At 40.9% G+C, this 23376-nt stretch carries 18 protein-coding genes; 16 read left to right on the top strand and 2 right to left on the bottom strand.

The window, feature by feature from the left end; translation table 11 throughout:
* The first annotated feature begins 104 nt into the window (after positions 1–104).
* From ACYQY7_RS03290 to ACYQY7_RS03270, 5 genes are all read left to right on the top strand, one after another.
* Positions 105–1124, top strand: coding sequence for a LacI family DNA-binding transcriptional regulator (locus tag ACYQY7_RS03290; RefSeq protein ID WP_461200716.1), 1020 nt, complete (start codon positions 105–107; stop codon positions 1122–1124).
* Between the two features lie 38 nt (positions 1125–1162).
* Positions 1163–2470, top strand: a complete 1308-nt coding sequence (locus tag ACYQY7_RS03285; RefSeq protein WP_461200715.1) for an ABC transporter substrate-binding protein — start codon at positions 1163–1165, stop codon at positions 2468–2470.
* Between the two features lie 69 nt (positions 2471–2539).
* On the top strand, positions 2540–3835 hold the full coding sequence (locus ACYQY7_RS03280; protein ID WP_461200714.1) for an ABC transporter permease subunit: 1296 nt from the start codon (positions 2540–2542) through the stop codon (positions 3833–3835).
* A gap of 11 nt (positions 3836–3846) precedes the next feature.
* Positions 3847–4674, top strand: coding sequence for a carbohydrate ABC transporter permease (locus ACYQY7_RS03275; RefSeq protein WP_006319062.1), 828 nt, complete (start codon positions 3847–3849; stop codon positions 4672–4674).
* An 18-nt stretch (positions 4675–4692) separates the two neighbouring features.
* Positions 4693–6402, top strand: coding sequence for a glycoside hydrolase family 13 protein (locus ACYQY7_RS03270; RefSeq protein WP_461200713.1), 1710 nt, complete (start codon positions 4693–4695; stop codon positions 6400–6402).
* A gap of 28 nt (positions 6403–6430) precedes the next feature.
* On the opposite strand, the gene yhfH is transcribed toward ACYQY7_RS03270, so the two are convergent.
* Complete coding sequence (gene yhfH, locus ACYQY7_RS03265; RefSeq protein ID WP_461200712.1) at positions 6431–6562, bottom strand: protein YhfH; 132 nt, start codon at positions 6560–6562, stop codon at positions 6431–6433.
* 155 nt (positions 6563–6717) lie between these two features.
* On the opposite strand from yhfH, the gene ACYQY7_RS03260 reads away from it, so the two are divergent.
* The 10 genes from ACYQY7_RS03260 (at position 6718) to ACYQY7_RS03215 (ending at position 18800) form a co-directional block, all read left to right on the top strand.
* A complete protein-coding gene (locus tag ACYQY7_RS03260; RefSeq protein ID WP_461200711.1) occupies positions 6718–7452 on the top strand; it encodes an MBL fold metallo-hydrolase in 735 nt (244 codons plus the stop codon).
* Positions 7453–7565: 113 nt separating this feature from the next.
* Positions 7566–8750 (top strand): RNA-guided endonuclease InsQ/TnpB family protein, encoded by a 1185-nt coding sequence (locus ACYQY7_RS03255; RefSeq protein ID WP_461200710.1) that lies wholly within the window; start codon positions 7566–7568, stop codon positions 8748–8750.
* A gap of 854 nt (positions 8751–9604) precedes the next feature.
* Positions 9605–9907, top strand: a complete 303-nt coding sequence (locus ACYQY7_RS03250) for a DUF4212 domain-containing protein (RefSeq protein ID WP_032100864.1) — start codon at positions 9605–9607, stop codon at positions 9905–9907.
* Positions 9908–9933: 26 nt separating this feature from the next.
* Entirely contained in the window at positions 9934–11583 is a 1650-nt protein-coding gene (locus ACYQY7_RS03245; RefSeq protein ID WP_183248397.1) for a sodium:solute symporter family protein, read from the top strand.
* 53 nt (positions 11584–11636) lie between these two features.
* Positions 11637–13469 carry a DUF294 nucleotidyltransferase-like domain-containing protein gene (locus tag ACYQY7_RS03240; protein ID WP_461200709.1) on the top strand — a complete coding sequence of 611 codons (1833 nt, stop codon included), beginning with the start codon at positions 11637–11639 and terminating at the stop codon, positions 13467–13469.
* An 11-nt stretch (positions 13470–13480) separates the two neighbouring features.
* On the top strand, positions 13481–14143 hold the full coding sequence (locus tag ACYQY7_RS03235; protein WP_461200708.1) for a 3'-5' exonuclease: 663 nt from the start codon (positions 13481–13483) through the stop codon (positions 14141–14143).
* A gap of 268 nt (positions 14144–14411) precedes the next feature.
* Positions 14412–15962, top strand: a complete 1551-nt coding sequence (locus ACYQY7_RS03230; protein WP_461200707.1) for a fatty acid--CoA ligase family protein — start codon at positions 14412–14414, stop codon at positions 15960–15962.
* Positions 15963–16067: 105 nt separating this feature from the next.
* Positions 16068–17048 (top strand): ABC transporter substrate-binding protein, encoded by a 981-nt coding sequence (locus ACYQY7_RS03225; RefSeq protein ID WP_461200706.1) that lies wholly within the window; start codon positions 16068–16070, stop codon positions 17046–17048.
* Positions 17049–17065: 17 nt separating this feature from the next.
* A complete protein-coding gene (locus ACYQY7_RS03220) occupies positions 17066–18040 on the top strand; it encodes an ABC transporter permease (protein WP_461200705.1) in 975 nt (324 codons plus the stop codon).
* Positions 18006–18800, top strand: coding sequence for an ABC transporter ATP-binding protein (locus tag ACYQY7_RS03215; RefSeq protein ID WP_461200704.1), 795 nt, complete (start codon positions 18006–18008; stop codon positions 18798–18800). Before ACYQY7_RS03220 ends, ACYQY7_RS03215 begins: the two co-directional genes overlap by 35 nt.
* 12 nt (positions 18801–18812) lie before the next feature.
* Here the strand turns inward: ACYQY7_RS03215 and ACYQY7_RS03210 are convergent, their stop codons facing one another.
* Positions 18813–21188 (bottom strand): EAL domain-containing protein, encoded by a 2376-nt coding sequence (locus ACYQY7_RS03210; protein ID WP_461200703.1) that lies wholly within the window; start codon positions 21186–21188, stop codon positions 18813–18815.
* A gap of 196 nt (positions 21189–21384) precedes the next feature.
* Here ACYQY7_RS03210 and ACYQY7_RS03205 point away from each other — a divergent pair, with 196 nt between their 5' ends.
* Positions 21385–23349, top strand: coding sequence for a methyl-accepting chemotaxis protein (locus ACYQY7_RS03205; protein ID WP_461200702.1), 1965 nt, complete (start codon positions 21385–21387; stop codon positions 23347–23349).
* Positions 23350–23376: the final 27 nt, after the last annotated feature.

Here is a 23376-nt window from a genome sequence, read left to right as displayed (position 1 = left end):
TTTTTAAAAAATTAACTTGCATATACAAGATGATGTGAGTATAATATAAATATGAAAACGATTTCATTCGTTTCTTTTCGATTGAAATAAGGGGGAATGGGAGGATGGCGACGATTGAAGATGTCGCCAAGCTAACAGGGCTTTCACGGACGACGATTTCGCGCGTCATAAACAATCACCCATACGTGTCGGAAGAGAAACGAAAGCTCGTGCTTGAAGCGATGGAGAAGTTAGGATATGTTCCTAATTCTTCGGCGAGAAGTTTGCGAAATCAAAAAACAAGTATTTTAGCGCTATTGATTCCGCGAATTACAAATCCATTTTTTAGTGAGCTTGTAGAAGCGACGGAAATAGCAGCAGCGGAACATGGCTACCAGCTCATTATTTGTCAAACGCGCTACTCGCCAGAAAAAGAATTAAACTATATGAATTTATTAAAAACGAAACAAGTTGACGGAGTGATTTTAGCTTCCATTCAAAATGAATGGAAAAAGTTAAAACCTTTTTTACAATATGGGCCGATTGTTCTTTGTAATGAGTTTGACGATTGTGCAAACGTTCCAACCGTTCGGCTCGACCAAGTGTATGGGGGATACATAGCAACGAAACATTTACTTGAACGAGGGCATACGAAAATTGCCTATTGTTCTGGTGGCTATCGGAGCAATGTCGCACAATCGCGGGAAATCGGCTTTAAAAAAGCGCTAGCAGAATATAAACTGACATTCGATGAACGGTACGCTTTTCGTGATGTGTTTCACATCGCGGATGGAAAGCGCGTGTTTCATCAAATGATGGCGCTTTCAGAAAGACCGACTGCTGTATTTACCGGAAGCGATGAAGTGGCGGCTGGCATTATATCTGAAGCGTTAAGATGTGGCTATCGCATCCCTAAAGATTTAGCTGTTGTTGGCTTTGACAATCAAGCGATTACCGAGCTAACGAATCCGACGATTACAACTGTGCATCAACCAGTCAAACAAATGGCACAAAAAGCGGTAGATATTATCGTAGAAAAAATTCAGACAAAAAAATATGAAGTAAAAGAAATTTATGAATTTCCACTTCAGCTTATTGTGCGCGCGTCGACAGTTGGTAGCGAGCTTCATCAACATGAAGCTTGACATACATTTTCATTTAAATAATATAAGGGGGATTTTTCATGAAGAAGGCAACAAAATTTTCTTCTGCATTGTTAGCGCTTACACTTGGTTTGACAGCATGCTCTAGCGGTCAAGACGCAGGAACGAAAGAAACAACAGACAAAAAAGATGATGCGAAAAAATCAGAGGAAGTTGTAAAAATCGTTTATGCTCGTGGTAAAGATGCAACAAAAGCGACAGACGAAATCGTAAAAGCATTTGAAGCAAAATACCCAAACATTAAAGTAGAGTTCCGCGAAATGCCTTCAGACACAGGGGCGCAACACGATGCATACGTCACCATGTTAAACGCAAAATCATCTGAAATTGACGTGATGGACTTAGACGTGATCTGGCCAGCAGAATTTGCGCAAGCTGGATACGTTCTTCCGCTTGACCGTTTCATCGAAAAAGACGGCATTGATTTAAGCGCATATAACCAAGGCGCGCTTGCAGCTGGAAACTTCGACGGAAAACAATGGGCGATGCCAAAATTTATTGACACAGGACTATTATTTTATCGTAAAGACATCGTACCAGAAGCTCAAGTGCCGAAAACATGGGATGAATTGTTAGCGGCTGCACGTGAGTTTAAAGGAAAAGGTGGCACACAGTTCGGATACTTAATGCAAGCGAAACAATACGAAGGATTAGTATGTAACGCGATTGAATTTATTGCGGCATACGGTGGAAAAATCGTCGATGAAAACAATAACGTTGTCGTCAACAGCCCTGAAACAATTAAAGGGTTAAAGAAAATGGTTGAAATTGCAACATCTGACGTTGTGCCAAGCAACATTACAACATTTACAGAGCCAGAGTCTCATACAGCGTTTATTGAAGGGCAAGCGCCATTTATTCGCAACTGGCCATATCAATACGCATTAGCGAACGATCCAGAGCAATCAAAAATTGTTGATAAAGTTGGCGTTGCGCCACTGCCTGCTGGTGATAAAGGTTCAGCTGCTGCATTAGGTGGATGGATGACAGCGATTAACGCATATTCGAAAAATAAAGAAGCAGCTTGGGAATTTGTGAAGTTTATGACTGGTCCAGAAGGTCAAAAAATTTCTGCGATTTATGGCGGTTTAGCACCAACGCTTCCAGAACTATTTAAAGACGAAGAAGTGTTAAAAGCGAACCCATTCTTTGCAGAAGAAGGATTTGTTAACGGATTAAATGCAGCGGTACCACGTCCAGTTGTACCAAACTATCCAGAAGTATCTGAAATTATTCAAATTAACGTATCAAAAGCGATTGCTGGACAAATTACAGTTGAAGAAGCAGTTGCCAACATGGAAAAAGAAATTAAAGCAGTGATGCAGTAGTTGCACGTTAGCCTTCAGCCTCATCTGAGCGCTGAAGGCTAAATCCTTTGCATAAAGGGGGAACAACGAGTGAAAAACGAAAAAAAATCGGAGCGCCGTTTAGCCTATATCCTTGTTGCTCCGTCGCTCTTGCTTATTTTGGCGGTTGCGATTTGGCCGGTTATTCAGTCGTTTTATTTCAGTCTTTTTGATTATCGTCTGAACAACCCAGCGAAATCTTCTCTCCATCTCGATTACAGCTTAAACTTAGAACGATATTTAGAAAGTTATCCGTTTTTAATGAGCACATTAAAACAAGAAATGGCACAGGCGACAGGCGAGGAAAAAGAACAACTGACATCGTTACATGAACAGTTGCAGCAAGTGGATGAAGAAATTCGCGCCGATGAAGAAGTAGCGAAACGATATGAGCAAGTAGACGAAATTTTAAACAATTTCGAAGTGCCGAGTGAAGAAATAAAAATTGTCCCAATCGATGAACAAGCGGCAGAAGATTTAATAAAAACGATAAACAACACGAAACAAACGTTAAAAACGTTAAACGAGAACGGACAATTAAAGCAAGGAGATAAATTAACTGGACTTGCAAACGGATTAAGCGGGGCAGTCATTGAACCGAACTTTGTCGGTTTGGCACACTACAAAAACTATTTGAGCGACTCCCGTTTATGGAAAGCACTTTGGAATACGACGGTGTTTACAGTCATTTCGGTATCGATTGAATTAGTGCTTGGTTTGGCGATTGCCTTATTAATTAATAAAGCGTTTTTTGGCCGAGGACTTGTACGGGCAACCATTTTAATTCCGTGGGCAATTCCGACAGCGGTATCTGCATTGATGTGGAAGTTTTTATATGACGGACAAAACGGCATTGTCGCAAAATATTTTGCGGATATTGGCATTATTAATAATATGAGCGAGCTATTAACGACAGGTGCGGGGGCGATGTTTGCTGTTATTTTCTCTGACGTATGGAAAACAACTCCGTACATGGCATTATTGTTGCTTGCGGGATTGCAAACGATCCCAAGCTCACTATACGAAGCAGCATCGATTGACGGTGCGACAAAGTGGCAACAGTTCGTCAAAATTACGTTACCACTTTTAAAATCAAGTATTCTCGTTGCGCTCTTGTTCCGTACGCTTGATGCGTTTCGTGTATTTGACTTAATTTTCGTTTTAACAGGTGGCGGACCAGCGAACTCGACAGAAACGATCTCGATTTTAGCGTATAAAGTCATGTTCTCGCAAACAAACTTCGGCGGCGGTTCAGCGTTAGCGGTGATCGTCTTTATTTGCGTAGCGATCATTTCGACGATTTACATTAAGTTTTTAGGTGCTGACCTCATTTCTGATCGAAAATAGGAGGTGCAACGATGCAAAAGAAAGCCGGTCCATTGTTTTATGTGTTTTTATTTATTTTCGTTTTTTTAGTGATGTTTCCGTTTTTATGGATTTTATTAAGCTCGATTAAACCATTGAGCGAGCTGTTTGGTGAAGAAGCGTTTAATTGGTTTACGAGCCATCCGACGTTAAAAAGTTATGTTTCTGTTTTTGTCAATTATCCGTTTTTAAAATATTTATGGAACAGTACAGTTATCGCGACAATTACAACGGTATATACCGTATTTGTGGCAGCGTTTGCGGCGTATGCGATTGCCCGTTTAGATTTTAAAGGAAAGTCAGTTATTCTCGGCATTGTGTTATCGGTATCTATGTTTCCGCAAATCGCAACAATTTCACCAATTTATATGTTTGTGAAAAAGTTTGAGTTAACGAATAGTTATTTAGGATTAATTATTCCGTATACAACATTCGCGTTGCCGCTTTCTATTTGGTTGTTAGTGACGTTTTTCCGTAAAATTCCGTTTGATTTAGAAGAAGCGGCAAAAATGGACGGAGCCACACCGCTTCAAACGTATTTTAAAGTTATTTTGCCATTAGCAGTACCAGGTATTTTTACGACATCCATTCTTGTCTTTATTGCAGCATGGAACGAATTTTTATTCGCTTTAACCATTAACACAGCGGAAAATTATAAAACGGTGCCAGTCGGTATTGCGATGTTCCAAGGGCAATATACGATTCCATGGGGTGAGATTTCAGCTGCGACCGTTATCGTTACTATTCCGCTCGTCATTATGGTATTATTATTCCAACGTCGCATCGTATCTGGTTTAACGTCTGGTTCAGTGAAAGAATAATGGAGAGGAGAAAAGAGAATGGAATCGATTTCAAAAACGAAACAATGGTGGAAAGAAGCGGTCGTGTATCAAATTTATCCGCGCAGTTTTAAAGATTCGAACGGGGATGGGATTGGCGATTTACGCGGTATTATCGAAAAGTTAGATTATTTACAAGAGCTTGGCGTCGATGTCGTTTGGTTATCGCCTGTATATAAGTCGCCAAACGACGATAACGGCTATGACATTAGCGACTACCAAGATATTATGGACGAATTTGGGACGCTTGCTGATTGGGATGAGCTTCTTTCCCAAATGCATGCACGCGGCATGAAGTTAGTAATGGATTTAGTTGTCAACCATACGTCTGATGAGCATCATTGGTTTATCGAGTCGCGTAAGTCGAAAGATAATCCGTATCGCGACTATTACATTTGGCGTGCAGGAAAAGACGGAAAAGAGCCAAACAATTGGCAATCGTTTTTCAGCGGTTCAGCATGGCAGTACGACGAAGCGACTGGAGAATATTATTTACATTTATTTTCGAAAAAACAGCCGGATTTAAACTGGGAAAATGAAAAGGTGCGCGAAGCAATTTTCAACATGATGACATGGTGGTTAGACCGTGGCATTGATGGATTTCGCATGGATGTGATTAATTTATTGTCAAAAGTCGAGGGATTGCCAGATGCCCCGGTGACGAATCCGAATGACCGCTATCAATGGGGCGGGCAATATTTTGTCAACGGTCCAAAATTAATGGACTATTTGCGTGAAATGAAAGAAAAAGTGTTAAGCAAATACGACATTATGACAGTCGGTGAAACACCGATGGTGACGACGGATGATGCGATTCAATTTACAAACGAGCAAGACGGCGTCATGAATATGCTATTTCAATTTGAGCATATGGACGTTGACTCAAAACCGGGGAGTCATCTTGGAAAATGGGACATTCAGCCATGGAAGTTGACTGATTTGAAAAAAATTATGAGCAAATGGCAAGTTGAGTTGCATGGAAAAGGGTGGAACTCTCTTTACTTAGAAAATCACGATCAGCCGCGGTCTGTTTCGCGTTTTGGTGATGACAAAACGTATCGTGTGGAAAGCGCAAAAATGTTAGCCACATGGCTACATATGATGCAAGGAACGCCATACATTTATCAAGGGCAAGAAATTGGAATGACGAACGTTGCTTTCCCGTCGATCGAATATTATCGCGATGTGGAAACGATTAACTTATGGAACGATGTTGTCGTCAATAAAGGGGAAGACCCAGACAAAATTTTAAAAGCAATTCATTATCGTGGTCGCGACAATGCGCGCACACCGATGCAATGGGATGCGACACAACATGCAGGATTTACGACAGGCACCCCATGGATTGATGTAAATCCGAATTATCGCGACATTAACGTTGAACAAGCGTTAAAAGATGAAAACTCGGTATTTCATTATTATAAAAAGCTCATTCGTCTTCGAAAAGAGCATCCAATTATCGTGTACGGTTCATACGAGTTATTGCTTGAAGATGATGAACAAATTTATGCATACGTGCGCAAGTTCAACAATGAACAGTTGCTTGTCATCACAAACTTTAGCAGCGAGCAACCGACATTTACATTGCCAGCACACATCACGTTTACGGAAAAACAATTGCTCATCAGCAACTATGCAGTTGATGAAAATGAATCCATTGACACGATCGTGCTAAAACCGTATGAAGCACGTGTATATAAGTTAAAGTAAAAAGCAGCCTGCGTGGCTGCTTTTTACTTTAACAAGTGACGTTTAAACATTGAACGCAAACATTGCCATAACATTCATGTTGCTCTTCCATTTCTTTCCCACACTCGCAACATGTTTTTGGTGGTAACTTTTTATAAAATTCAGACATTTTTTCTAACATAACTCCCCATCCCCTTCGTTTTTGTTAATCTCATTGTATTATAACAGATATACATTTGTCAATAGTTGTTTTATAACATTTGTGATATGTGAAATGAAGACGAAAATTTGGTATTGTGTAGTTGTACACATTTTCAATAGAAAGGGTGAATACATATGAAAGTGACAGTAATCGGTTATTGGGGAGCATTTCCGAAAAAAAATGAAGCAACGTCATGTTATTTATTTGAACACGACGGGTTTCGTCTGTTAGTCGATTGCGGAAGCGGAGCGTTAGCGCAGCTACAAAACGTCATTGATATTGAACAACTTGATGCGGTGATCATATCGCATTATCATCACGATCACGTGGCAGATATCGGCCCGCTTCAATATGCCCGACTTATTAAGAAAAATTTAGGCGCACATTTGCCTGAGCTTCCTATTTATGGACATTCATTTGATCGGGATGGATTCGCACGCCTTGCTCACAAAGGAGTGACAAAAGCGGTGGCATATGATCCGAACGAGACGATTCACATCGGTCCGTTTACGATTTCGTTTATGCAAACTGAACACCCGGCGATTTGTTATGCGATGCGCATAGAAGCAGGAGGAAAAACGGTTGTGTATACAGCGGATTCGAGCTATTTACCGCAGTTTGTTCCTTTTGCGAAACATGCCCATTTGCTCATTTGTGAATGCAACTTTTACGCAGGACAAAACGCCAAACAGGCAGGACATATGACGAGCGAAGAAGCGGCAACGATCGCGCGCGACGCTGGTGTTAAAACATTGCTACTAACGCACTTGCCTCATTTCGGTAACGTTGAACAACTTGTCGACGAAGCAAAAACGATTTTCCATGGCGATGTCCAACTAGCAACAACAAGATGGACGTGGGAAGGTTAGTAACTGTTAAAATATTTTTGTGAAAATCAATAAAACTCTATATACAATTTATAAAAAATTACAAGGCAAAAGAGCCAATAAAGCCAAGAGAATGGTTAAGGAGCTGACCGGAAGTGATTAAAACATATAAGGTTATGCTACTTCCGAATAACAAACAAAAAACAAAATTAGTTGAGTGTGCGGGTGTTGCCAGATGGGCGTACAATTTTGCATTGGCACAACAACAAGAAAATCATAAACAAGGCGGTAAATTTTTAAATGATGGTGAATTAAGAAAAAGATTAACGCAGCTCAAACAAACGAAAGAATATAGTTGGCTCAACAATTATTCCAACAACATCACAAAACAAGCAATAAAAGATGCGTGTCAAGCCTACAAAAACTTTTTTGCAGGACGGGCGAAGTGTCCAAAATTTAAAACGAAGAAACGAACACGCCCAAGTTTTTATCAAGACACCGCAAAAATCAAAATCACCGACACGCATGTGAAACTAGAGAAACTGACGCCTTCCAAAAAGAAAAATAGACAGAAGCTCAATTGGATTCGTTTGGCGGAGCGAGGACGTATTCCGCACGGAAAACATGTAACATACGTCAATCCACGCATCGTGTTTGACGGAATACATTGGTTTTTAACGGTCGGTGTAGAAGAAGCGGAAGTAAAACATGAAACGTACAACGAGGGCATCGGCATTGATTTAGGGGTAAAGTCGTTAGCTACCGTCAGCAATGGCATGACGTTTCCAAACATCAACCAAACACCGAAAGTAAAAAAGCTGGAAAAGTCAATGAAGCGCATGCAAAGACGAATATCACGAAAGTACGAAATGAATAAAACGAAAACAGAAGGAGGTGAATTCCGTTACAGAAAAACGGAAAACATCAAGAAAATTGAATTCCTTGTTTTGAAAAAACGCCGAAGGCTGAAAAATATGCAGCTTAACCATACTCACCACATCACAGCGACGTTGGTGAAAGCCAAGCCAGCGTATGTCGTGATGGAAGACTTGAACACAAGTGGCATGTTAAAAAATCGGAAGCTATCGAAAGCGATTCAACAACAAACATTCCACGAGTTCAAGCGGCAAATGACGTACAAATGTGCATGGCATGGTATCGAGTTGATCGTCGTAGATCGCTTTTATCCGTCAAGCAAAAAGTGCAGCCGTTGCGGTCATGTGAAAGACCACCTTTCTTTATCGGAACGGACGTACCGTTGTGAGGCGTGTGGGATAGAAATCGATCGCGATTTGAATGCAAGCATCAACTTGAAACAATATGCCGAATCCATGATGTGACATGACTATGTACCCATACGTTAGTGGGGAAGTGAAGCCTTCGGAGCGCCGAGCAAACGAGAGTAGCTTCGGCGAAATCGGGCGCGATGAACAAGGAAGGAAACGTAAACTTTATAAATAATCAATAGATTATTTATAAAGTTTTGTAAGTTTTCTGTAACGGATAAGTGATTGGCTATCTCTCTTTTTAGGTGATTCAAATGACGTGGTGGCAATATGGAATAGTTAGCTATATAGTTATTTTTTGTTGGTTTTTGTTTTCTTCCTATGTTACTCATCGCTGGACATCAAAACAAGAGTGTAAACCTTCGCATCGCGTTTTACTTAAACGTGACAGCATTCAAACGCTTGTTTTGACCACTATACTTGTTATTTTATACTTTTTTGATATTAAATTTCCTTTTATAGAGTAAATGGAGATGATGGGGCTAATCTCAAAACATGTTTACAGTTTGGGATTAGCCTTTTTCAGTTAGATTCTTTGTTGTATTTGTTATAATACAGAATAAAAATTTTGAAAATTTTTTGAACAGGTGCTTGACGATAGATTGAAAAGTAGAGATAATATGGGTGTGTTAGAATTTTCTTAAAATTTAGTAACACGTGTTAGGAGGTGGGTGTTAAAATAAAATGATAACGCTTACAAATTAAAGGGGGTATTTGTTTGATTGTGTTTTACCTCATCTTAGGGATTACGATCGTGAGCTTGTATGTTGCTTTTCGCAAGCAAAAACCTTTCTTTTTACTCATTCCATTCTTGTCAGTCTTCGCTTACTTTTTATTTGAAGTCATAACGTTCCCAGCTCCATTTTTTGAAACGGTCAAATTTATTTTTAACTTGGGGGTGTGTTTGTTTGAAACAAATTGATAAAAAAGTAGCTGATTCGTACTTTCGTGAACGTGTGCGATTAATTGTTATTTTCTTGATTATTTGGTTTATTGTTTCATTCGGTGTTGTCATGTTTGCAGAGTCGTTTAAAGCCATGACATTCAACGGTTTTCCGTTCCATTATTTTATGGGGGCACAAGGTGCAGTAGTCACGTTCATTATTTTGTTGTTTATTAACGCAAAAGTAAGCGACAGCATCGATAAAAAATACGGCATTAGCGAAGAGAAAAATGAACAATTAAGCGCTGGAAAAGCGCTCGATCATTAAGAGAACAAAGGGGAAGGGGGAGCATCATGGATACACAATTTCTCGTGTCTTTATCCATTATTATTGCGTCATTTGCATTATATATTGGGATTGCCATTTATAACAAAGCGAAAGAAACTTCTGATTTCTATGTCGCAGGTCGCGGTATTTCGCCGTTTTCAAACGGAATGGCGATCGCAGCAGATTGGATGAGCGCAGCGTCATTTATCGGTATGGCCGGTACGATTATGTTGTTAGGGTATGACGGTCTTGCATATATTATGGGGTGGACGGGCGGTTATTTGTTGCTGACATTTTTACTTGCTCCACAACTTCGGAAATACGGTCGTTATACAGTACCAGAGTTTATTGGCGACCGTTTTGAAAGTCATACGGCTCGTGTAATTGCAGCTCTCTGTACGATCATCATCTCATTCGTTTACTCGATCGGTCAGCTTTCTGGTTCAGGAGTTGTTATTGGACGTTTGCTTGAAGTAGACGCAAAAGTCGGTACGATGATTGGTGTTGTGTTAATTGCGTTTTATGCAGCGTTTGGTGGTATGAAAGGAATCACATGGACGCAAGTTGCGCAATACGTTATTTTAATCATCGCATACTTAATTCCGGTCGTTTTCATGTCGCTCCAGTTGACAGGAAACCCGATTCCGTGGCTTTCTTACGGAAAAATTGTTGGTCAGTTTCAAGAGTTAGATCAGCAATTAGGTATTTCACAGTATGCAGAACCATTTTTGAAAGGTAGTAAGTGGCAGTTCCTTGCACTTATGTTTACATTAATGGCTGGCACAGCTGGTCTTCCGCACGTCATCGTTCGCTTTTATACGGTATCAACGATGAAAGCGGCACGTTGGTCAGGTGCATGGGCACTTTTATTTATCGGTTTACTTTATTTATCAGCACCTGCGTATGCAGCGTTTTCACGTTTCATTTTAATTAAAAATGTTGTCGGTCAAAAAATTAGCGAATTGCCAGCTTGGACAGAGAAATGGATTAACACAGGAAAATTGCAAATTGCTGATGCGAATGGCGACGGTATTTTACAATGGCAAGAGATGGTCATTAGCAACGACATTGTCGTTATGGCAACACCAGAAATTGCAAACCTTGGCATGTTCGTTATCGGCTTAGTAGCAGCAGGAGCGATGGCAGCAGCGTTATCGACAGCAGGTGGCTTAATGATTGCTATTTCGTCATCGTTTGCTCATGACATTTACTATCGCATTTTACGTCCAAATGCATCAGAGCAAAATCGTTTGCTCGTTGCGCGCATTTCAATCGTTGCTGCTACGGTATTAGCTGGTTTAGTCGCTTTAAACCCACCGGGCGTAATTACGCAAATTGTTGCATGGGCGTTTGCTATTGCAGCAAGCACATTCTTCCCAGCACTTGTACTTGGTGTGTGGTGGAAACGTTCGAACGCTGCAGGGGCCATTGCAGGTATGATTGTCGGTTTAGCCGTTTCGTTGGGCTACATTTTAGCAGCGAAGTATGGTGGTTTTTCCATTGCGGGTATTGTTGATACAGGTGCAGGGGTATTTGGTGCGGTTGCAGCCATGTTAGCAAATATCGTCGTTTCGTTAATGACAAAAGAGCCTTCGCAATCTGTACAAGAAGAAGTATATGACCTTCGTTATCCAGAGCAAATGACATATAAAGACGGTCAAGTGTGGATGAGATAATACGTTCGGCATCTGTGTACACAGATGCCGTTTTTATAAGGGAGGGGATAGAGATGCATCCACTATTTAGCAGTTTATCACATGAAGAAATTGATCGACTCGTTGCTCAATGTGAACAAAAAACGTTTGAAAAAGACGATACGATTTTAGGGAAAAATGAGCAACGTAAAGGACTCGTCTTGTTGTTAAATGGGGTGGCGGAAGTATATGTCGAGCATGAAGGATATGATGAAGTGCTCGAAGTTGTGCAAAAAGGGGGACTAATCGGTTTTTCAAGCTTAGCCGATTTTTTAGGTGCATCCAAAGGAGGCAAAGAAGAGCTTGTCGCGGTCAGGGCAGCGGAACGATGCGAAGTGTTAATTATTCCGTTTTCTGTTTTATCGCGGTTGTGGGATGATCCGAACGTGCATGATTATTTGCTTACACAGGCATGTGTCCGTTTAAAAGATGTGTATGTGTCGCTTGCAGAACAAATTAAGCAGGCGCGGAAATTTGGTGATTCTACATCGTTTGTTGTTCCCGTACAAGATTTAATGGTTCGTGATGTCATCACTTTACCGCCTACCGCAACGGTACAAGAAGCAGCAAAAAAAATGGCGGCAACTCATATTAGTTCGATCATCGTGACAGATGAACAAAAGTTGTGTGGGATTTTAACGGAAACGGATCTCGTTGAACGAGTGCTCGGACAGTCTCTTCCGTATGATACGGTCGTTGAACGAGTGATGACGAAGAACGTCGCAACGATTTCACGATTTGCGTATTATTACGATGCACTTGCGATGATGATTGAACGTGGGGTAAAACATTTACCGGTTGTAGATGATGGAAAAGTGCAAGGAATTGTGACGTTTTCCGATTTAATGAGGAAGAAAAACGCAAGTATGATGCGTACGATTCAACAAATCGACCATGCTGATGAACAAACGTTGCCGAAAATGAAAACAGCCATTTACGATTTACTAGCGACAATGTTGCGCGATCAAGTGCCGATTTCTCAATGTTTAAATATGATTACGAAACTATATGATCGGCTCGTCTTACGTTGTATGGCGTTAGCGCTAAACGAAGTAGGGTCGCCGCCATGTCGCTTTGCTTTTTATTTAATGGGATCAGGTGGACGGAGAGAGCAATTTTTATTGACTGATCAAGACCATTTTCTCGTGTATGAAAGTGACGAACACGCATCGTATTTTGCGGAGCTCGGTGAGTCGATTGTACGTGTCATGGAGAAAGCTGGATATGAGCGGTGTAAAGGGAAAATGATGGCGAGCGAACGAGCGTGGCGCGGTTCGCTAGAGACGTGGAAAGACCGATTGCGTGAATGGATGATTCACGCGACAAATGACAATTTGTTGTTAGCGCAAAACTTTTTTTCGTATCGGTTTATATATGGGGACATCGATTTGCACCGTACGTTTGAACAACAAATTCGCGAGCAGTTAAATCGGGCAAAAATTTTCTTTTTTCGGCTTGTTGAGATGGAAAGGCAAAATGAAATTCCAACGCTTGATCGTCCGATTCGTTCGATTTTTGGACTTGAACGGAAAACGATTGATATGAAAAAAGAAGTGCTATTTCCTTACCACCATAGCGTGCAAATTTTAGGATTAATTCATGGGATTGTATGCGGTACACCGTTCGAGCGAATCGAGAAGCTAAAAGAAAAAAAAGTGTTGTCCCCATCGTTTGCGAAAGATGTACAGAAAGCGGCGGAAAACGTGTTATCCATTTACATTCGTCATAAATGGAATCATTATAAAGCGAATAAACAATCATCGTCTGTCTTGTCGTTTACAACGATGACAACGCGTGAAAAAGATGAACTTATTTTAAGCTTAAAAACGTTAAAGCAACTGCAAACACAATTATTTTCTCATTTTTGAGGGGGATGATGATGTTTTTTTTACGAAAGGCGATGGACTATAAGTTAAACGATAACATCCCATTGTCGACGCCGATCGATGACGTTGTTTTTACAGTTTTTGATACAGAAACGACGGGATTTAATGTGGCAACAGTAGATCGATTAATTGAAATTGGTGCGGTGCAAGTAAAAGGAACGACCGTGCTGGAAGACGAAACGTTTCATACGTATGTGAATCCAGATCGCGACATTCCGCCAGTTATTGTTGAACTAACGAATATTACTGAGGAAAAAGTAAAACATGCCCCTACAGCAATTGGAGCATTGCAGCAATTTTTCCAGTTTGTTGAACAAAAACAAAGTGTATGCTTTGTCGGTCACTACATTTCGTTTGACTTATTTGTTATGAAGCACGAATTGCGCCGTGAAAAAATAAAATTTCGCAAGCCGACGTTTATTGATACGCTCGATTTAATTGGTTTTATCGCACCGTCGTACGATATGCGCGATTTAGAGCGATATGCACAAGCGTTCGGCACGCGCATGTACGAACGACATTCCGCGATTGGTGATGCGCTTACGACCGCGTATTTATTCGTGGAGCTATTAGAACAATTCCGCCTGCGTGGTTATCAAACATGGGGAGAACTGTTGCGGGCAACAGATAGCCAAATGCGCTCACTGTCGTTTTGAGGGGGGTCCCCTTTTTTTATTTTATGGTAAAATATGAATGATAGAGGGATGATTAAAATGTTGCGGCAACATACTGCCCACCTGTACAACGAGCGGTTTTAACGGAGATGAATTAAGCAAGATGGCAAGCGGATGCTTTTATGGTAGTGATTTTTGAAAATACAATTGGTATCCTGCTTGCCTGTTTTTTTATTTTAAAATATAATACATTTAGAATTTTTTTAATTTTAAAATGAATGATCATTCATTCACTAAAGGGGTGGGGAAGATGAATTTAGTTTCACGGTTACAGCAAATTGCATCGCAAAAGCCGGAAAAGGAGGCGTATGTGTTTGAACAGACGTCTGCAACGTACGGTGAATTAAACGGTGCGATTATGAAATTTGCGAGCGGGCTAGCAAAGCTCGGGGTAAACAAAGGGGATCATGTGGCACTTTTATTAGGCAATTCACCTTATTTTATCGTCAGTTTGTATGGCGCGATGCGCGCGGGGGCGACAGTTATTCCAATTAACCCAATCTATACACCTGATGAAATTCATTACATTTTAACAAACGGCGATGTGAAAGTTGTCATTGCGCTTGACCTAGTCATTCCGACGCTGATGAAGCTTGATGGGCGCCTGCCAAATGTCGAGCACATCATTATTTGCGAAACGCCGCAAGGAAAAGAACAAGGCATTGTTGTGCCAGAAAAAATGAAATCGTTTACAAATGTGCTTGCGATAGGTGATGTTCCGTTTGTTGGTCCAGCCCTTGACGATGATGATGTCGCGGTCATTTTATATACATCAGGGACGACTGGAAAACCGAAAGGAGCGATGTTGACGCATAAAAATTTATACAGCAACGCCCAAGATGTCGCGGATTACTTAAAAATGAATGAAGATGACCGAGTGATTGCGACGTTGCCAATGTTTCATGTATTTTGCTTAACGGTTGCGCTCAATGCGCCGCTCATGAACGGTGGAACGGTGCTTATTCTTCCAAAATTTAGTCCGGCAGAAGTGTTTAAAGTGGCACGTGAACAAAAAGCGACCGTTTTTGCGGGTGTGCCGACGATGTATAACTTTTTATATCAATATCCAGAAGGCAAGGCAGAAGATTTCGCGCACATTCGTCTATGTATTTCAGGCGGTGCATCAATGCCTGTTGCGTTATTGAAAAACTTTGAGAAAAAATTTCAAGTGATCGTTTCTGAAGGGTACGGTTTATCGGAAGCGTCGCCGGTGACATGCTTTAATCCGCTCGATCGTCCGCGCAAACCGGGATCCATTGGGACGAGCATTGTACATGTCGAAAATAAAATTGTCAATGAATTAGGAGAAGAAGTGCCTGTTGGGGAAGTAGGGGAACTGATCGTGCGCGGTCCGAACGTCATAAAAGGATATTATAATATGCCAGAAGAGACAGCGCATACGATTCGGGATGGATGGTTATATACAGGTGACTTAGCGAAAATGGATGAAGAAGGGTATTTTTACATTGTCGATCGGAAAAAAGATATGATTATTGTCGGAGGATATAACGTATATCCGCGTGAAGTAGAAGAAGTGCTTTACAGCCATCCAGATGTCGTGGAAGCGGCAGTGATCGGTGTACCGGATCCGAATTTTGGCGAAGCGGTCAAATGTTTTGTCGTAAGCAAAAATAAACAACTAACCGAACAACAGCTCATCGCTTATTGCAGCGAGCATTTAGCGAAATATAAAGTGCCAAGTTCAATTGAATTTTTAGAAGAGTTGCCAAAAAATACAACTGGAAAAATTTTAAGACGCGCGTTAAAAGAACAAGTCATCTCTCAAAGCGGTGCGATGTAAGCACCGTTTTTTATTTATTTTTTAGAATTTACTTGATATTTAGAAAATATATTTGTATAATTTAACGCATAAAAGCGAAACAGCGAAAAAGTGAGGGGGATAAAAATGAAATGGTTGAATATGTGTGGAGCATTGTTGCTTGCAGGAAGCGTGCTTGCAGGATGCTCTGGGGAGAAAACGTCGAAAGAAACGAGTGGGGAGAAAACATATAAAGTTGGCGTGACACAAATTGTTGAACACCCATCGCTTGATGCGGCGTTTAACGGATTTAAAAAGGGGCTTGAAGATAAAGGATTAAAAGTAGAATACGATGTGCAAATTGCGCAAGGAGATATGAACAATAACCAAACGATCGCCAACAACTTTGTTGCAGATGGCGTTGATTTAATCTTCGCTAATTCGACACCGAGCGCGCTTGGCGCATTAAATGCAACAAAAGATATTCCGATCGTCTTTACTTCTGTGACGGATCCGGTTGGAGCGAAACTTGTGCAGTCGATGGAAAATCCGGGTGGGAATGTGACAGGGACGACGGATACACATCCAGATGCGATCCCGAAAACGGTGCAATTTATTGATCAATTTATAGATGGCAATCGCGTCGGTATGATTTATAACGCAGGGGAGCAAAACTCCGTTGCCCAAATTGATGCGGTGAAAAAAGCGATGGAAGGGACAGAATTAACGATCGTACCTGTGTCGGTGTCGACGTCAGCGGAAGTGAAGCAAGCAGCTGAATCGTTAGTTGGCAAAGTGGATTGTTTTTACGTCATTACGGATAACACGGTTGTTTCTGCGCTTGAGTCGGTCATTCAAGTGGCAAACGACCGAGACATTCCGCTTTTTGTTGGAGAGTTAGATTCTGTGAAACGCGGCGGCTTTGCGGCGTACGGTTTTGACTACTATGATATCGGCTATGAAGCGGGTTTGATGGCGGCGGACATTTTAGAGGGAAAGAAAAAGCCAGCTGAACTTCCAGTACAATATCCGCAAAAGTTGAAGCTTGTCATCAACAAAAAAGCAGCGGAAGAGATGGGTGTCACATGGCGTGGTGAATGGGATAGCATGGCGGAATTTATCGAATAACGCAAAGGATGGATCGTATGATTACAGCATTGTTTAGTTCCGTAGAAGCAGGATTGTTATACGCGCTCATGGCGCTCGGTGTGTATATATCATTTCGCATTTTAGACTTTCCTGATTTGACGGTAGACGGAAGTTTTGTGACGGGAGCGGCTGTTGCTTCCGTCCTCATTGTCGGTGGTGTCAATCCGTTTATCGCCTCGCTTGCGGCGCTTGGCGCTGGCTTTTTAGCAGGGTGTATGACAGGGCTTTTGCATACGAAGGGGAAAATTAATCCGCTATTGTCAGGCATTTTAATGATGATTGCTTTATATTCGGTCAATTTGCGCATTATGGATAAACCGAACGTTCCGCTTTTACAACAAGAAACAGTTGTGACGATAATCACGAAAGCGTTTCAACGTTTCGATCAAGCTTTAGCAACAATCATTCCTTTTGTTCCGAAAACATGGGCGATTATCGTCTTCGGTGTGCTGTTAGTTGGGTTGGTGAAAATCATTATTGACTTATTTTTAAAAACGGAAGTCGGTTTGGCGCTTCGGGCAGTTGGCGACAATAAAAAAATGATTGCTAGTTTTTCAGGCAATACAGATCGTTTAACGATTATCGGGCTTGGTTTGTCGAATGCGCTTGTCGCATTTTCAGGGGCGTTAATTGCGCAATATAGCGGCTTTAGCGATATTGGCATGGGCATCGGAATGATCGTGATCGGTTTAGCATCAGTCATTATTGGGGAAGCACTGTTTGGGGCAAAAACGATTGTGCGCGCGACGCTTGCGGTCATTTTAGGAGCGATCGTATATCGCATAGTCATTACACTTGCGTTGCGTGTCCAATTTTTAGAAACGGGTGATGTAAAGCTCATTACTGCTTTGATCGTCATTTTAGCGCTTGTCGTTCCGCAAATGATCGCAGCGCGTGCGGAAAAACAGCGAAAAGCGAGAAAGCGAGGTGCAGCCGTTGCTTCAACTCAAGCAGATTACGAAAGTGTTTAACGAAGGAACGCTCGATGAAAAAGTGGCGCTAAAACACATTGAGCTGTCGCTTCAGTCGGGTGATTTTGTCACAATTATTGGCAGCAACGGGGCAGGAAAATCAACGCTCATGAACATTATTTCAGGGCGACTTGCGCCAGATACAGGGGAAGTAGTCATTGATGGAAAAAATGTGACAACGATGAGTGAACATGACCGTGCGCGTTATATCGGGCGTGTTTTTCAAGATCCGATGGCGGGAACGGCACCAAATATGACGGTTGAAGAAAATTTAGCGATCGCTTATAACCGAACGGTTAGACGGACGCTACAGTTCGGGGTAACGAAAAAACGGCGCGAATTTTTTAAAGAAACGCTTGCTACGCTTCAGCTTGGATTAGAAAATCGTCTGCACGCCAAAGTCGGCTTATTATCTGGTGGAGAACGGCAAGCGTTGTCGCTGTTAATGGCGACGTTTACGAAGCCGCATGTTCTCCTTCTTGACGAGCATACGGCAGCGTTAGACCCTGCACGTGCCCAGCTCATTACAAATTTAACGAAACAAATTGTTGAACAATATCGTTTAACGACGTTAATGGTGACACATAATATGGAGCAAGCCGTTCAATTAGGCAATCGGCTTATTATGATGGACGGTGGACAAATCATTTTTGAAGCGAGTGGAGAAGAAAAGAAAAAGCTCACTGTCGAAGCGTTGCTTCAAGAGTTTCAGCGCATTCGCGGCAGTCAATTTGCCAGTGATCGCGCGGTGCTCGTATAAAAAATCCCCGAGTTACATCGGGGATTTTAATGTGTTAACCATTTGTCGTAATGATACGATCGTGTTTGGCAGTTGTTCGAGCGATACTGGGCGGCTAAAATAAAAACCTTGCAGTTGCTCACACTGTTTTTCAATTAAAAATTGCGCTTGTTGTTTCGTCTCGACTCCTTCGGCAGTTACAGTTAACTGTAAATTGTGCGCTAGAGAAATAATGGCACTTACAATTTCTTTGCTTTTTTCATTGTTTACGATGTTTCGAATAAATGAGCGGTCAATTTTCACTTCGTCGATTGGGAAGCGATTTAAATATTCAAGCGATGAGTAGCTGACGCCAAAGTCGTCTACCGCAATCGAAAAGCCGAGTTGTTTTAACTGTTCTAACGTTTTTGCGACGTGTTCAGGATTTTTAATAATCGTCGTTTCGGTAATTTCGAAAATAAAGCATGATGCATCGCACTGTTCTTCTTGTACAATATGTTGAATATCTTCCACGAGATGTTCGTCTAAAAATTGTTTTGCGGATAAGTTGATAGCGACTTTCATACATCCTACTGCACTTTGACGCAAAAATGCAAGATCGCGACATGCTTGACGTAACACCCATTTTCCGATGTCGTAAATGACGTTCGTTTCTTCCGCCATAGGAATAAATTCAGCTGGGCTGACCAATCCAAACTGCGGATGTTTCCAACGGACGAGAGCTTCTACACTAAACGAGCACGCATGGAAATTTACTTTCGGTTGATAAAGTAAGAAAAGCTCTTCGTTTTCTACAGCTGATGAAAGGGCGTTTTCAAGCTGAATTTTTCGGGTAAAAGCGTTTGACATATGCGGCTCGTATGGCTTAATAATATTTGTTCCTTCCATTTTCGCGAAATATAATGCTTTTTCGGCATTATTGATAAGTGTTTCTGCGCATAATTGAGCGTCGAATGCGTAGCTAATGCCAATATGAACGCCGATTCGAATCGATTGATCGCCGATGGTGTAAGGTTCTTGGAGTGTTTCTTTTATCGTATGCGCAAGCTGTTTCACTTCATCCTGTCTTTCATACGAAAGAGCAATCGCAAATTCATCGCTACTGATTTGCGTCCATAGCGCTTTAGTATCGACCGCTTTGCTAAGACGGAGACTCATTTGTTTTAATAAATCATTGCCGTTTTCATATCCGAGAAAGCTATTAATAAATTTAAATTGGTATACGTCAATTAAAAGGACAGCGACCCCTTCATGTGTAAAAAGAAGATCGGTTAGCTTTTCGACAAAATGGTTTCTATCTATATATGTTTCATCTTTTTCACTTGCGGCAATCGGTTCGATTGGTTTCATGAGCATCAATTCAGTCCGTTCTTTCTCGTATGGAAATGGGAGTACGTCGATTTGCACGGGGATTGTTTCGCCATTTATTGCTGTGATCGTCGGTTGTTGGACTGTGTTGATCCATTGTTGAATCGGCTTGTTTTTTAAATCGTCAAGCGTCGCTGCTTTAAATATATGAAGGGCAACGGAATTGGCGTATGTGATTTTATCGTCTGTACAAATGATAATCGCGTCAGGAAATGCTTCAACAATGTGACGATGCAACTTTTCGCTTTGTTTTAATTGCTTTTGTGTTTGAATGAGATCTGTAATATTTAACAGACTAGCAAAACCTGCGATAATGTTTCCGTTTTTGTCTAAAAGCGGAGAAGCATTGACGGAAACGTATATGTTGTCATTGTTTTGCGCCTTCATCGTTAAACGAATGGCATGTAACGGTTTTCCTTCACTTAGTCGCGCCAATGTTTGTTCAATATTTTCTTTATACGCTGGGATGATTTCGGAAAGTGTTTTTCCGATAATTTCTTCTTTCTGTAATCCGAATAAATGTTCTACTTCTTTATTCACGCGAATGATTCGTCCGAATAAATCAAATAAAATAAATGCTTCTTGTGAATGGGTAAATAAAGAATCAATTAATTGTTGTGCTTCTTCTAACTGCTCTTCTTTTTGCAACATATCGGTAATTTCGCGCGTGCATGAAACAATGTGTGTGACGTCGCCGTTTTCATTTAAAATCGGAATTAACGTAGACTCCGCAAAACGCATTCCTTCTACGTTCATGCGAGCGCGAAAGGTAACGAGCGATTTTGTTTTCCATGCTTTTGTATATTGTTCATTTAAAAGATTCGCAACGTGGTGATCATATATATGTTCGATGCATTTTCCGATATCTTGTTCCGTTAAACTCGCTAAATGGAGAGCAGCTGGACTGACACGTTCATATCGAAACCGTGGTCCTTCTTCCACTTTCATTAAAAAAACGATATCAAACAATTGATCCATGACGTTAAACAAAAGATGTTCATTTGTAAGCAGGGCATGTGGTATATGTATATGTTTTTCCACTCCAAGCTCCTCCTTAAAGAAAAATAGAATATATGTCTATTATTGTCGAAACATGTTGATTTTTCAACATATAAAATGAGGATGAATATTTTAAATAAATTGTATCATAATATTCAAATTTACCTCCTTTTATTACATACTTATTTTATTTATGATAAATACATATATGAAAAATTATCGGCGAGGGGGAAAAGTTATGAGAAGTATTAGGGGAAAGCTACTGTTGGTCATTATGCCAATTGTCATTATTTCTTTATTTTTAGTGGCATATTTAAACCATCAAAAAGCAAAACAGTTTTTAGAGGATCAATTTGAACAAACAGCGAAAGTGGAGCTTGGACGGCTGCAAACTGCGGTCGATCAATGGGTTACAGATCATAAAAAGTTAATTGAAGGATTAAGTAGTGAAGGAGGATGGAATGTTGTCGAACTACAACAAAATGAGGATCGGCTTAAGCATATACAAAAAATATGGTCAACATTTGAATTAATCGCAGTAGCTGATCGGACTGGAAAAGCGTATGCAGGCGGAAAGCAATTGGAGATTAGTGATCGCCCGTATTTTCAAGAAGCGTTACGTGGGAACATAGTTGTCTCAGATGTCATCGTTTCGCGAGCGACAGGGGAGAAAGTGATCGTCATTGCTTCACCGATTCGTGAAAAAGGCGAAATTACCGGCGTGCTTCTCGGCACAGTAAAAACAGAAGAAATCACAAATCTTGTTGTTGACGTTGAAATTGGAAAAACGGGATATGGCTATTTAATTCAACAAGATGGTGTACTGATTGCACATCCAAAGAAAGAATATGTATTAGAGAAAAATTTACTACAAGAAAAAAATGATAAGCTCGTTTCGTTATTAAGACATGCATTAGCTGGAAAAAAGGGAATGGGTATATATGAATTTGAAGGGGTAAAAAAATACGCCTTTTATGCACCGATTCAGTCGACGGGATGGGGGCTTGTGCTTACAGTGCCTGTTGACGAAGCGACAGAAAAGTTATATTATTTAGCGATTTTATCGTTTGTTACAGCGGGTGTTGTAATTTTATTTGCGGCTGTTGTCATTGTTTTATTTGCTTCCCGACTCGTTCGTCCATTGCAAAAGTTAAGTCAATTGACGAAAGAAGTAGCAAGCGGTGATTTAACGGTAATGATTGATCATCAAAGTAAAGATGAAGTTGGACAACTCGGGCAATATTTTCAACAAATGGTGCACCATATGCGCAATATGCTACAACAGTTGCATCATTCAGCTGAACAGCTTCGTCAATACTCGCAAATGTTTGTCGTTGCTAGCGATGAAACAAAACAAACAACGAATCAAGTGGCTGTGACGATGAGCGAAATGGCGCACGGTTCAACAGCGATTGCACATTCTGTTCAAGATGTAACAGAACGAGTGAATCGGATGATGAAAGAATTGCAACTTTTAATAGAAGATGCGGAAAATATGGAGAAAGCAGTAACTGAAGCTAAGCAAGTGTCATTGCAAGGAGAAATGATTCTCCAAACGATGAGTGAAACAATGATGTCAGCTACTAGACATTCAAGTGATGCAGTTGAAGCGATGAAACGATTAGGTGAACGCTCAAGGGAAGTGAGAGAAATCGTTAACGTTATTAGTCATATTACATCGCAAACGAATTTACTAGCATTAAATGCTTCTATTGAAGCGGCGCGGGCTGGCGAAGCAGGACGAGGATTTGCGGTTGTCGCTGGCGAGGTAAGAAAGCTAGCAGAAGAAACAGAGAAAGCAACAGATAAGATCGCTCAAATGATTCAGCAAACATATAACGACACCGAGCAAGCAATAGCTATTGTAACGGAAGGAAGTAAAGTAGCTAATCTTGCTTTTGAACGAGTGACTGAAGCAAAACAAGCATTTCAACACATTTCACAAAATTTAACGAACACAAGTGAACGAAGTGATCTTGTCATTGCACGCATTCATACAGTGCAAAACGATAGTAAAACAATTGCAGAACATATGCAAGATGTAGCAGCAGTTACGGAAGAAGCATCGGCAAGCATTGAAGAAGTAAGCGCAGCGACAGAACAACAAGCTGCAGCTGCCCACCAAATTTTTGATCAAGCAAAACAAGTAGAAGAGTTAGCTGATCAATTAACGGAGATGATGAATCAGTTTAAGTTAAAGTAAAAAAGGCTTGTTACAAGTCTTTTTTAC

This window comes from Anoxybacillus sp. TBDG-1 (assembly GCF_054815885.1).
This window is presented reverse-complemented; position numbering and strand designations above follow the sequence as displayed.